Here is a 12,882-nt window from a genome sequence, read left to right as displayed (position 1 = left end):
AGTCTTCCTCCTGAATAAAACATAAACTATGGACTTATTATACCGCATTTTCCGGCATTTGCAAAGAATTTATCGATGTTTGTATTCTAATCGGATCGTATCCGCTACCAGGGCGATAAACTCCGAATTGGTCGGTTTCCCTTTCCCGTTGCTTACTGTATAGCCAAACAGATCATCCAGAACATCAAGCTTTCCCCTGCTCCATGCCACTTCAATGGCGTGGCGGATGGCCCGCTCCACTCTGCTTGCCGTTGTCTGGTGCTTTTTAGCTACCGTCGGATAGAGGATTTTCGTAATGGCATTCAGAACATCCATATCTTCCACCGCCATGATAATCGCATCTCTCAGATAGTGATATCCTTTGATATGTGCCGGAATCCCGATCTCATGGATCATATCAGTCACCCTCGTCTCCAGAGGCTTTGCGTCTTCTTCTCTCTTTCGTACCTCCATCGCCTGCATAGGGGCTTCCATATGTCTTTTGCATCTTGTGCTTTTGATTTTCTCAATCAGTACTTCGTTCCGAAATGGCTTCATAATGTAGTAGGCCGCACCTTTGCGGAATGCATCTTCTGTAATCTTCTCCTGTCCAACCGCTGTAACAATGATAAAATCCGGCCGTTTCTGGATTGTCCTGTCTTTATTGACCATGTCCATCACACTTAACCCGTCGACTTTCGGCATGATCAGATCCAGCAATACGACATCAGGTTCTTTTGTTTTTATAATCTGATAGACGTCTTCCCCATTGTTCGCCTTGCCGACGAGGGAAAGATCTTTGTCCGATGTGATAATATTTCCCAAAAGTTCCAGCATTCGTTCATTGTCGTCTGCGATCGCTACATTTACTTGATCCATTTTCCTTTCAACCTCCGCTTTCTCCCATTCTTTCCTAAAAAACGCTACGATCACTATTATAAATTTCACATTTTGCCAAATCAAGAAATTGCTGTCGTAACAATTCGACATCTCCCTGCATTCTTTTTCCTTATCTGACATGGTTCAACATATTCCCGATGTAGATCCCGTACCCCCTGGCCGCGTTCTGGACAAAAACATGGGTTACTGCCCCCACCAGTTTCCCATCCTGAAGAATCGGGCTTCCGCTCATTCCCTGCACAATTCCGCCGGTCAGGCCGAGGAGCTTTTCGTCCGTCACCTCGATTACGAATGCCTTATTTGCTTCCCTGGCATTCCAGTCGATTTTTGTAATACGAATCCGGTAGTCTTCCACCTCTCCGCTGACTGCACACCGGATCACGGCATCTCCGGTGTGAACCTCTTTTTTTGCAGCCGCCGGAACCGGCTCCTGATCCGAAAACAGTGCGTCAATCCGGTCAACGGTTCCGTAAATTCCTTCCTCGGTATTTTGGTCGATGGATCCAAGGATATTGTAATTATTGTAGACAATCACGCCTTCCATTCCTCCCGGATCCCCCGCCTTTCCTTTCTGGATATCCTGAATGCTGGTCGTGTAAAGGCGTCCGTCCCCGATTTCCAGAAGTTCGTTCGTATCCGTATCACGGATTCCATGTCCAAGCGCGCCAAAATGACTCTGACTGTCCAGAAAGGTAATCGTTCCCAGCCCCTGTTCATTGTCCTTTACCCAGATACCAAGTTTCTTTCCCTCTTCACTGTCAACCAGTTCGGTCTTCACATCCAGGTATTCTTCCTCCCTGCGCAGATGAAGGACAACTTCACTTGCTTCTTCCCGGGCCACCGCCGCCTGAAGCTCTTTTTTCGTACCAATCTCTTTTTCATCAACTCCTACAATGTAATCTCCCGGTTTTACCAGATGTCTGGCAGGCTCCTTTGCGATCCCGTCCGCATCCTCCACAGCCTCTGTCCCAAGAACCATCACACCGTCTGTCTCCAGATAAAGCCCCACCGGCATACCTCCGGGAATGACAAGATTTTCGTCAATTTCCGATGTACTGACCTCCTGTTCAAACTGTCCCTGCTTCCACTCCAGAAAACAATAGCTCCCACCCAGGAGCATAAACGCCACAAGCACGATCAGCACGCCCCTTCGATACCATTTCACCCACATAACGCCGCCTCCTAAAAAACTGAATATTCTGAAAATGATCATTGGGGACGGGTTCCTTTGCATCGGAACACGTCCCCAATTAGTATTTTCAAAACCATGTATTCTATTCTGTTTTTTTCATGTTTCCGGCAAGCTTTTTCATTTCCCGGGCTGTGGCAAGAACTGCATGCGTGATTTCGGCTCCTCCCAGAATCCTTGCGAGTTCCTGGATTTCTTCGTCTTCATTCAGAAGCCGGATTCCGGTTGTTGTTTTCTGATCATCGGTCTGTTTTTCGATCAGGTAATGTGCGTCTGCCATGGCTGCGATCTGGGCCAGGTGGGTGATGCAGAGAACCTGATGGCGTTTTCCGAGGAGTGCCATTTTCTCGGATACTTTCTGTGCGGTTCTGCCGCTGATTCCGGTATCGATTTCGTCAAAAATCAGTGTCTCAACTTCATCTTTGTCAGCCAGTACAGATTTGACGGCCAGCATGATTCTGGAGAGTTCTCCTCCGGATGCTACCATGCCGAGGGGCTTTTTCTTTTCTCCCGGATTGAGGGAAATCATGAATTCCGCCTCGTCTTTTCCGTATTCGGTGAAATCGGAAAGAGGCCGGATTTCTGTCTCAAATTCAACGTTCAGGAAATTCAGGTCGAGAATTCCCTGACGGATTTCTTCGGAAAGTCCTTTTGCATAGGATTTCCGAATCCGGGTCAGCTGATCCGTCCAGATCTGAAGCTCTTCTCGTGCCTCTTCTTTCTGTTTTCTAAGCTGTTCCAGATATGCGTCATAGTCTGCCAGTACAGCGAGTTTTTTTTCGGTCTCTTCCGCGTATGCCAGAATGTCCTCAATGGTTTTTCCGTATTTTGTTTTGAGATGATTGATCGTATTGAGCCGGTTTTCGGTCTCATAAAACTCTTCTTCGGAGAAGCGGAATTCTTCCTGACAGTCGGAGAGTTCCCGGTTGAAATCATTCAACAGGCTGTCGATCTCCAGCAGTTCTCCGTAAAGCTCTTTAATATGTTCATCATACGCCGATGCTTCCGACATGGCGTGGATGGCTCTGCTTAACAGACTGGATGCCGATACATCGGAGAGTTCCCCTGTGCACTGGTAGGCTTCCTGAATGCTGTCTGTGATTTTCTTTGCATTGAGCATCTTTTTATAGCGCTGTTCCAGTTCCTCATCCTCTCCGGTTACAAGGGATGCTTCCCGGATTTCCGATGCCTCAAAGGAAAGAAAATCGGCCTCTTTCCTGCGCTCGGTCTCTGCTTTGTCCGCCTCTTCCAACGTCTTTACCGCCTCCCGGTATACACGGTATGCATCCCGGACTTTTTTCTTTACCGGGTCTGCCTCTTCCTTTGCGTAGGCATCCAGAATTTCCAGATGCTTTTTCTTGTACAGCAGGGACTGGTGCTCATGCTGTCCGTGAATATCAATCAGGATCTCCGCTGCTGCTTTCAGCCGCCCGATGGGAACCATCTCTCCGTTGATCCTGCTGATACTCCTTCCGTCCATGAGTTTTCTGCTCAGAACCACAATCCCGTCCTCCGGTTCAATTTCGAGTGCTACAAGCTTTTCTTTCTGTCTCGGATCCCGGATATAAAAGACCATTTCCACCAGTCCGTAATCCGCCCCTTCGCGGAGCATGGAGGCGCTGTATTTTCCTCCGAGAGCCAGATGTACTGAACCAAGAAGAAGGGACTTTCCCGCTCCGGTCTCCCCGGTCAGGATATTCAGCCCGTCCTTCCATTCGACTTCTGCCTCTTCGATCAGCGCCAGATTTTTTACGTGCAGACTTTGTAACATGTCTCCTCCATTTTCTATGCACATCCGTCCGGCTGCAGTTACATGACCATTCCTCTGAGCCGGTCCATCACTTCCACTGTTTCTTCCCTGCTTCGGATGGCACACATGATCGTGTCATCCCCTGCAATACATCCGGCAATCTCATGCCACTGCATGGCGTCAATGGCTGCCGCAACAGCCATGGCCATTCCCGGCACGGTTTTGATAACCAGAATATTTTCTGCCATATCCATTGACGCAAAGCCATCCCGTAAAATACGGATGTACTTCTCGCTCATTTCTTTTCCATCATGCCTGAGAAGGGCATATTTCTGTCTCCCGTTCTCTGACGGCACCTTCGTCAGTTTCAGATCCCTGATATCTCTGGAGACGGTTGCCTGTGTCACCTTGAATCCCGCCTCATTTAAGCGCTCTGCCAGCTCTTCCTGTGTCTCGATATCATATTTCCGGATCAATTCCACAATCTTTGCATGTCTGTTTACTTTCATTCGGCTAATTTCCTTTCATTTTTTCCCGCAGTGTCTCCAGGAAACTGATCCTGCTTAACCGGATCAGTTTCGTCACTTCTTTGGCTTTTCGGATACGCACCCGTTCTCCTGTTTTCAGCCTCATAATGTCGGTTCCATCAAAGGTCACGACCGCTTCTTCCTCTTCTTTGTTTCTTCTGGATCCGATCTCCACTTCAATCAGATCAGCATCCGATACGACAATGCTGCTGTTATTCAGGGAGTGTGAACAGATCGGCGTAATCAAAATCAGCGATGCCGTCGGCTCCACAATCGGACCGCCTGCCGACAGATTGTAGGCAGTAGAGCCGGTCGGCGTAGAGATAATCAGGCCATCCGCCTGATAGGAAGTCAGATACTCTCCGTTCACATATAGATTCAGCCTGACAATATGAAGCGATTCACTTCTTGTTACAACTATATCGTTGAGTGCCGTATCTGTCCTCAGATCTTTAAGCGTTCCCGAAAGCATCATCCTGTTTTCCACAGAATATTCTCCCGCCAGCAGCCGGTCCAGTGCCGGAATCAGATTCTGCACCTCCGCTTCTGTCAGATATCCAAGTGTTCCCATATTCACTCCGAGAATCGGAACATCCCGTCCCAGGAGCTCTCTGGCCGCAAGAATCAATGTCCCGTCACCTCCGATGACAAGGGCGCAGTCGATTGTTTCCTGTTCCGCCTCTTCCCGGTTCAGAATGCAGCGCACACCATGACTTTCCAGATAAGACACCGCCTGCTTTGTCACTCTATGATGTTCGTCTTTTCCACTGTTTGTGATAATGTAAATCTGTTTCATCTTTCTATTTTGCCAGTGTCTCAAAGGCCTCTGTCACGACGCGTTTGATCGCCTCATCTGACGGCACATCCCGATCCTCCTCCCCATTTGTTTTCTTTAAGTGGACCAGATATTCGATATTTCCCTCCGGTCCTTTGATCGGGGAGAAGGTCAGATCCTTCACCGTAAATCCGATGGAAGCTGCATAGTCCGTCACCATCCGGATCACTTCTTCATGTGTGCTTCTTTCCCGCACGACCCCTTTCTTGCCGACTTTTTCCCTGCCGGCCTCAAACTGCGGCTTGATCAGCGCCACAATCTCTCCGTCCTTCGTCAGATACTGATAAATCGGAAGAAGAACCTTGGTCAGGGAAATAAAGGATACATCGATGGAAGAAAAGTCAATCGGCTCTCCCAGATCCTCCGGCGTCACATAGCGGATATTGGTCTTTTCCATGCATACCACCCGCTCGTCCTGCCTCAGTTTCCAGGCAAGCTGTCCTCTCCCCACATCAATGGCAAATACTTTTTTTGCCCCGTTCTGAAGCATACAGTCTGTAAACCCTCCGGTGGAGGATCCCACGTCCGTGCATACTTTATCCTGCAGCTCCACGTCAAATTCTTTCATGGCTTTTTCCAGTTTCAGTCCGCCTCTGCTGACATAGGGAAGCGCATGGCCCCGCACCTCAATGGCGACATCCTCCGGAAACGTTGTCCCGGCCTTGTCCTCCCTTTGTCCGTCCACAAAAACATTGCCGGACATGATGACTGCTTTTGCCTTTTCTCTGGATTCAGCCAGATTTCGTTTTACAAGTAATACGTCCAGACGTTCTTTCATTTTTTACTGGTCTCCTTTTTTCATTGCTATCTCATGCTGCATACCCGCATAGACGGTCAGAACCTTTTTCAGAATCGATTCTTCGTCCAGCATGACCTCTTTTCTCAGCATATCCACACTGCCGTGTTCAATATAATCATCCGGAAGAGTGATGTTTAAGATCCGGACATCCAGAGCCATTCGATTGGCAAATTCCAGCACCCGTTCTCCAAAACCGCCGCTTTCTACATTTTCTTCAATTGTTACCAGAAGTCTGTGATCTTCCGCCAGCTTTGCAATCCGCTCTTCATCCAGAGGCTTTACAAATCTGGCATTGATCAGGCTTGCATTGAGACCCGCCTCTTTTAGCTTTTCCCGGACTTTTGCAGCCGTTTCAAACATATGACCGACACTGATCAGGGCAATGTCCTCCTCCTCAAAGACTGCTTCTGATTTTCCATATTCTATCGCCGGCCGGAACTCCCGGTATCCGTCATATGCCGTTCCTCTTGGATAGCGGATGGCAACCGGTCCTTTGGTAAATCCGATAGCAAACCTGATCATATCCGCAAACTCCCATTTATTCTTCGGGGACATCACTGTCATGTTCGGAATCATGGACAGATAGGACAAATCAAAAATCCCCTGATGAGTCTCGCCGTCACTTCCGACCAGTCCGCCTCTGTCCACGGCAAACACAACCGGAAGATTCTGAAGGGCCACATCGTGAATGATCTGGTCAAAGCCCCTTTGCAGGAAAGAAGAGTACACCGCAAACACCGGTTTGAGTCCACCTGCGGCAAGCCCTGCAGCAAAGGTCACTGCATGTCCTTCTGCGATTCCCACGTCAAAAAATCGTTCCTTGTATTTCCGGTGGAACGGGGCAAGGCCGGTTCCGTCTTCCATTGCAGCCGTGAGGGCCACAAGAGATGGCTCCTTTGCGCCCATCTCATACATGACTTTTGCAAACACATCAGTATAGGTGTCTTTCTCTTTCTTTTTTAAAGGTTTTCCTGTGCGGATATCAAAGGGCTCCGTACCGTGGAACCGGGACGGCTCCTCCTCAGCAGGAAGATATCCTTTTCCCTTTTTCGTCAGAACATGTAACAGCACCGGTCCCTGGACCTTCTTCGCCTCATGAAAGGCACGGACAAGTTCTTTGATATTGTGCCCGTCCACCGGTCCCAGATAGGTGATCCCCATATCTTCAAAAAACATTCCCGGGACAAACAGCTGCTTGAGACTGCTCTTTGTCTTTCTCAGATGATTCATGATCTGATCGCCGCCTGACGGAATTTTGCGAATCGCCTTTTCGAGACTTTTCTTCAGGTTCGTATAGGCATCCGCCGTCCGGATTTCATCCAGATACCAGGACATCCCGCCCACGTTCTGAGAGATCGACATCTGATTATCGTTGAGCACAATGATAAAATTTGTCTTCAGATTCGAAGCATTGTTCAGTGCCTCAAATGCCATTCCGCCTGTCAGGGCACCGTCCCCGATGACGGAGATCACATAATAGTCCTCTCCACGGATATCCCGTGCCTCCACATAGCCGAGTCCTGCGGAAATCGATGTGGAACTGTGTCCTGTATTAAATGCGTCACACTTACTTTCATTCCGTTTCGGGAATCCGCTCATTCCACCGTATTTTCTCAGCTCGTCAAAACCTTCCCGGCGTCCTGTCAGAATCTTGTGCGTGTAGGACTGGTGTCCCACATCCCAGATCATCTTATCCTCCGGGAGATGGAAACACAGATGCATCGCGATTGTCAGTTCCACCACACCAAGGTTGGACGCAAGATGTCCGCCGGTACGGCTGATTTTCTCCACAAGAAATTCCCGGATCTCCTGCGCGAGAACCGGCAGTTCGTCTTTTGCTATGTTCTGAATATCATTTTCTTTTTGTATCCTCTCAAGTACCATAGAAATCCCTCACTATTTCTTTCTATGTATCAATTCCTTTATCAGCCATGTCAGATATGGATTCTCCACAGATAGTCCTGAAAGAAGCGTCAGCGCCTCTTGGGAAATCCGCTCCACATCTTCTTTTGCTTTCTCAAGTCCACGCAGCGTCACATAGGTTGTCTTTTCGTTCTTTTCGTCACTGTGGACCGGTTTCCCAAGCTCATCCGTCGTGCTTGTCACATCCAGGATATCATCCTGAATCTGAAACGCAATCCCCACATTGGACGCAATGCGTTCCATCGTCCGGATTTCCGCTTCGGACGCTCCGGCAAGAATCGCTCCGATCATCATGGAGCTCTCGATCAGGGCGCCTGTTTTCAGCTCATAGATAAAGTCCAGTTTATCTTTCCCGATCCGGCTTCCCGTGGAAGCAACATCCACAACCTGGCCTCCGATCATGCCGTAGATTCCCGCTTTCCCTGCAAGTACCTGCAGTGCCTTCCCGATCATCCGGGACGCCTCCGGCTTCATATCAAAAGCTTTTGAAGCCGTCTCAAAGGCATAATTTAACAGGGCATCTCCGGCCAGAATTCCCATATCCTCTCCATAGACGATGTGAGTAGTCTTCCGCCCTCTTCGATATTCGTCATTGTCCATCGCCGGGAGATCATCGTGCACCAGAGAGTAGGTGTGAATCATCTCCTGTGCCGCAAGAAACGGCCGGATGATGTCGGAAGTACCTCCGAACATCCGGTAGGTCTCCATCATCAGCATAGGACGAAGCCGCTTTCCACCTGCCATCAGACTGTATTCCATAGCCTCCATGATTACCTTCTGAAACCCCTCCTGTTTCGGAAGATAGGAGACGATGATCTCTTCCAGCTCTTTTACTTTATTTTCTCTTTCTTTTTCCCAACTATTCAAACTCATGCTTTTCTCCATTCTCGTCCAGAATCTGCACCTGTTTCTCCACGGTGCCGATCTGCTCATCGCACTGTTTTAAAAGCTCCATCGCTTCCGCATAATACCGGAAGGAATCTTCCAGAGAGATTTCCTCCGACTGCATCTTCTCCTGGATCTCATCCAGTTTTTCAAAGATTTCGTTGATCTCCATCGTCGTTCTTCTTTATCCTTTCCACGATCGTATGAATCGTTCCGTCTGTCACATACAAAGTCAGCCGGTCTCCCTGCCGGACCTGACCGGTCGTCCTTACCGCATGGCGTGTTTCATCCTGCACAAACGCATAGCCCTGATTGAGCCGGCTCACTGGAGACAGACCGGAAAAAGTCTCGATCTGCACTGCAAGACGCTGGCGCTGCCTCTGGATTTTTATATCCATTCCTTCTCTGATCCTCATTTCGAGATCCGCAAGACGCTTCCTTTTTTCCGCAATCCGGGTGCCCGGATGCAGTCTCCGGAACACTTCGTATTCCTGGGAAAGACGCATCTTCCGGATGGCTGTCTGTCTGTTGATTTCCCGCTTCAGTCTCTGGCGTCTCGTTTCCATTTCGTCTTTCACCGCCCGGCAGTCATATACTGCCAGTTCGGCGGCCGCCGACGGCGTAGGCGCACGTAAATCCGCCACATAGTCCGCAATCGTCGTATCTGTCTCATGTCCGACCGCGGAAATCACCGGAATCGGGCAGTCAAAAATGGCTCTTGCCACTTCTTCCTCGTTAAATGCCCACAGATCCTCCATGGATCCGCCGCCTCTTCCGACGATAATAACATCCACATCCTCTTTCTGAATCCGTTCAAGCGCCTTTACAATACTTGGCGCTGCCTCCGCTCCCTGAACAAGTGCCGGGGAGAGAATCAGTTCTATGTATGGATTCCTCCGTTTTGCGATGTGAATGATATCCCGGACGGCTGCTCCGGACGGTGCGGTCACAATGCCGATCTTTTTCGCAAAAGCCGGAATCGGCTGCTTATATTCCGGCGCAAACATGCCCATCTCTTCCAGCTCTTCTTTGAGCTCCTGAAATCTCTGCGCCAGAATCCCTGCACCGTCAAGGACAATCTCCCTGGCATACAACTGATAGGTCCCGTCCCGCTCATACACAGAAATGGAGCCAAACACAGCAACCTGCTGCCCGTCCTGCATCCGAAACGGCAGTCCTTTCCGGTTTCCCGCAAACAGAATGCAGGAAATCGCTCCTGACTCATCTTTCAGAGAAAAATAAATGTGTCCTTTCGGATGGTATTTACAATTTGACACTTCGCCCCGGACATAGATGCGGCTCAGCATAAAGTCCTGGGTAAACATATTTTTGATGTATTGATTAACCTGACTGACGGTATATATATTTTTCATCATCTGTTAATCTGCCAGCTTTGCGAGAACTCCGTTGATAAAAGCCGGACCCTCGTCACTGCTGTACCGCTTCGCAAGTTCTACCGCTTCATTGATCGCCACCTTGACCGGGATGTCATCGTCCCATTTGATTTCGTAGACTGCAAGCCGCAAAATTGTCAGGTCCACTTTATTCATTCTTCCGGTCTTCCATCCGGTCGTATGTTCATTGATCAGCACGTCAATCTCCGGGATCAGCGCTTCAATTTTCCTGCTTTTTTCCTCAATATACGCCTCATCCTCTTCTCTTACTTCCCGTTCCGTCTTCAGAAGGTCCATATAGAGGTCCGCCTGCTCCGGAAGCTCTTCCGGTGTGTGGAATTCCTTTCCAAATAAAATTCTGAAAATGTGTTCTCTGATTTCTGATCTTCCCATATTACTTCCTTTCTCTGCTCTTCCCGCATGGCTTTCCTGCCTTTTACCGGCAGAACTTTTCTGTGGAATAAAAAAGGGGCATCATCCCGACACCCCTCATTATACCGTACTTTCCGCTATGCGGCAATCTATTGTGCATAAAAATGCATTTTCTCGTATATTTATTCTTTACAATGTGCGGGTTTTATGCTTCTGTGTCATCATCAACGCCTACAACACGGATATTGACATCAGCGACAGTCAGTCCTGTCATATTTTCAATTGCTGTCTTGACTTTTTCCTGTACCTTGGAAGATACTTCCATAATATTCTTTCCAAACCGTAAATTCAGTGATAAGGATACTGTCACTACGCCGTCCAGAACATCTACCTTGACTCCCTTTGAGAGATTCTTCTTTCCCAGTTTACTGATGAGATCTCTCGTGGATGTGCCAGCCATGGAAGATACGCCGTCCACTTCCATTGCCGCAAGGCCTGCAATAATCGCTACCACCTCATCAGCAATCTGTACCTGTCCGATCTCCTCTTCCTGGATCGTATAGGTATTTCTTTCTTCTTTCCCCATATCTGAAACCTCCTCATCTCGGTCTTAATGCACATTTCCTGTGTATAGAATACACAATTACTGTGTTCATTATACCAAATTCCCCGGATGCTTACAAGGCGATTTGCCATTTCATAAAAATTTTATCTTTCTCCATCTTGTCCGCTGCGGTTTTTCGTGCTATCCTTTGGCCATCGGAAAAAGCATTCTGCTTTTTCATCGTTCACGGCATTCGCCGATTTACCCAACTGTTTGACAAAAGAAACATGGCTGGCAGCTTCCTGTCTGGAAAATGTGTTTAGAAAATATATCTGGAAAATCCGTTTCCTTCGGGGTGTCTCTTTTCTGATACCGGAAAGTATGGTAGACTACAAGAAACGGAAACAGTTTTCTTATGTCAGAGGCATTGCCATCGCAGAAAGGAGACTGTTTATGCAGCAAAACAACATGACAAATCAAACCACCGCGGCCACTTCGGAAGAAGATTTTATTATGAAGCCTTACATCGACTGGTGCTTCAAAGAGCTGATGCGGAATCCGAATACAAGAAGAGGGTTCATCGCCGAATTGCTGAAGCTTTCCCCTGATCAGATCGGGAATACGACCATCCTGGAAAATGAACTTTCCAAACGGTCGGAGGAGGAAAAGAAGGGAGTACTGGATGTTCACGTTCTTCTGGAAAACGGCACTCAGCTGGACATCGAGATGCAGGTCGTCTACATGCACTACTGGGACGACCGGAGTCTGTTTTATCTGTGCAAGATGTTTTCCAGTCAACTCCACAAAGGCGAGGACTATGATCAGCTTCAAAAATGCGTGCATGTCGGCGTTTTGAATTTTACCTACTATAAAAATGATGATATCTGTTATCGCAAGGCCCGGATTTACGATGAAGAAACCGGAAGCCTGTACAGTGACAAGCTGGAAATTCAGGTTCTGGAACTCCCCAAGATTCCCAAGGAGTATCATCATCCGGACGGTATCATTGCATGGATGAAATTCTTCCGCGGCGGTAAAAAGGAGGACTTAAAGGAGATGTCAAAAGGAAATTCTTATCTTGAAGAAGCCTATGAAGATCTGATGGAAATGAGCCAGGATGAAGAAAAACGCCGTGCATATGAGGCAAGAGAACGTGCAATTCGAGATCAGCTGTCCCTGCAGCGACAGGCCGAACGTACTTTTCAGCAGTTGACAGACGCACAGGAAAAACTGGAAGAGGCAGCGCGGAAAATAGTCGAGGCAGAACGAAAAGTGGTTGAAGCAGAACAAAAGGCTGCCGTGGCTGAACAGAAAGCAGTCGAAGCAGAACAAAAGGCTGCCGTGGCTGAACAAAAAACTGCCGTGGCTGAACAAAAAACTGCCGAGGCTGAACGAAAAACGGTTGAGGCGGAACAAAAAACGATTGAGGCGGAACAAAAAACGATTGAGGCGGAACAACGGTCTGAAAAGACTCAGGGAAAGCTTTCCGAAGCTCAAAGGCTGTTGGAAACAGTTCGTGCGCAGAAAGATGCTGCGCATGAGCAGGGACGGAAGGATGCCGTGATGGAATTATATCAGGAAGGGGTCCTGAATCTAGAACAGGCAGCGTCTGCATGCGGGATGTCCCCAGACGATTTTCAAAAGCAGTTCGTTTAAACGTAAGTAGGTAATCATCCGTACCTTCAAATCCCTTCCTGCATTTGATAAGATGGTCTCAAATGATGGAGGTAATACCAATGGATATGAATAATAATGTAATCTCAAAAGCTGATCTTTGGGCAGATC

The 12,882-nt window shown here is 48.3% G+C and carries 13 protein-coding genes; 1 reads left to right on the top strand and 12 read right to left on the bottom strand.

The features are described 5' to 3' along the window. Positions 1-69: 69 nt before the first annotated feature. The 12 genes from spo0A to Selli1_RS14170 all read right to left on the bottom strand — a co-directional run bounded on the left by spo0A (position 70) and on the right by Selli1_RS14170 (position 11,139). Positions 70-858, bottom strand: coding sequence for a sporulation transcription factor Spo0A (gene spo0A, locus Selli1_RS14225; protein ID WP_087167511.1), 789 nt, complete (start codon positions 856-858; stop codon positions 70-72). 130 nt (positions 859-988) lie between these two features. Beyond that, entirely contained in the window at positions 989-2,050 is a 1,062-nt protein-coding gene (locus Selli1_RS14220) for a SpoIVB peptidase S55 domain-containing protein (RefSeq protein WP_281873558.1), read from the bottom strand. Between the two features lie 103 nt (positions 2,051-2,153). Then, positions 2,154-3,839 carry a DNA repair protein RecN gene (recN, locus tag Selli1_RS14215; RefSeq protein WP_087252883.1) on the bottom strand — a complete coding sequence of 562 codons (1,686 nt, stop codon included), beginning with the start codon at positions 3,837-3,839 and terminating at the stop codon, positions 2,154-2,156. 38 nt (positions 3,840-3,877) lie between these two features. Then, positions 3,878-4,327: an arginine repressor gene (argR, locus tag Selli1_RS14210; protein ID WP_087167310.1), complete on the bottom strand. Its 450-nt coding sequence runs from the start codon at positions 4,325-4,327 to the stop codon at positions 3,878-3,880. 4 nt (positions 4,328-4,331) lie between these two features. Then, entirely contained in the window at positions 4,332-5,141 is an 810-nt protein-coding gene (locus Selli1_RS14205; protein WP_087167311.1) for an NAD(+)/NADH kinase, read from the bottom strand. A 4-nt stretch (positions 5,142-5,145) separates the two neighbouring features. Beyond that, a complete protein-coding gene (locus tag Selli1_RS14200) occupies positions 5,146-5,958 on the bottom strand; it encodes a TlyA family RNA methyltransferase (protein WP_087167312.1) in 813 nt (270 codons plus the stop codon). A 3-nt stretch (positions 5,959-5,961) separates the two neighbouring features. Further along, entirely contained in the window at positions 5,962-7,863 is a 1,902-nt protein-coding gene (gene dxs, locus Selli1_RS14195; RefSeq protein ID WP_281873556.1) for a 1-deoxy-D-xylulose-5-phosphate synthase, read from the bottom strand. Positions 7,864-7,875: 12 nt separating this feature from the next. Beyond that, positions 7,876-8,775 carry a polyprenyl synthetase family protein gene (locus Selli1_RS14190; protein ID WP_087167314.1) on the bottom strand — a complete coding sequence of 300 codons (900 nt, stop codon included), beginning with the start codon at positions 8,773-8,775 and terminating at the stop codon, positions 7,876-7,878. After that, on the bottom strand, positions 8,762-8,959 hold the full coding sequence (gene xseB / locus Selli1_RS14185; protein ID WP_281873553.1) for an exodeoxyribonuclease VII small subunit: 198 nt from the start codon (positions 8,957-8,959) through the stop codon (positions 8,762-8,764). The genes Selli1_RS14190 and xseB overlap by 14 nt, the downstream gene beginning before the upstream one ends. Beyond that, complete coding sequence (gene xseA, locus Selli1_RS14180) at positions 8,937-10,163, bottom strand: exodeoxyribonuclease VII large subunit (RefSeq protein ID WP_281873551.1); 1,227 nt, start codon at positions 10,161-10,163, stop codon at positions 8,937-8,939. The genes xseB and xseA overlap by 23 nt, the downstream gene beginning before the upstream one ends. 3 nt (positions 10,164-10,166) lie before the next feature. Next, positions 10,167-10,574: a transcription antitermination factor NusB gene (gene nusB, locus Selli1_RS14175; protein WP_087167317.1), complete on the bottom strand. Its 408-nt coding sequence runs from the start codon at positions 10,572-10,574 to the stop codon at positions 10,167-10,169. A 184-nt stretch (positions 10,575-10,758) separates the two neighbouring features. After that, on the bottom strand, positions 10,759-11,139 hold the full coding sequence (locus tag Selli1_RS14170; protein ID WP_087167318.1) for an Asp23/Gls24 family envelope stress response protein: 381 nt from the start codon (positions 11,137-11,139) through the stop codon (positions 10,759-10,761). A gap of 411 nt (positions 11,140-11,550) precedes the next feature. Between Selli1_RS14170 and Selli1_RS14165 the strand changes: the two genes are divergently transcribed. Beyond that, positions 11,551-12,753: an Rpn family recombination-promoting nuclease/putative transposase gene (locus Selli1_RS14165; protein ID WP_281873549.1), complete on the top strand. Its 1,203-nt coding sequence runs from the start codon at positions 11,551-11,553 to the stop codon at positions 12,751-12,753. Positions 12,754-12,882 lie beyond the last annotated feature (129 nt).

This window comes from Sellimonas catena (assembly GCF_027924685.1).
Classification (GTDB): domain Bacteria; phylum Bacillota; class Clostridia; order Lachnospirales; family Lachnospiraceae; genus Sellimonas; species Sellimonas catena.
The sequence above is the reverse complement of the archived record's forward strand: the minus strand, read 5'-3'. Positions and strand labels throughout refer to the sequence as shown.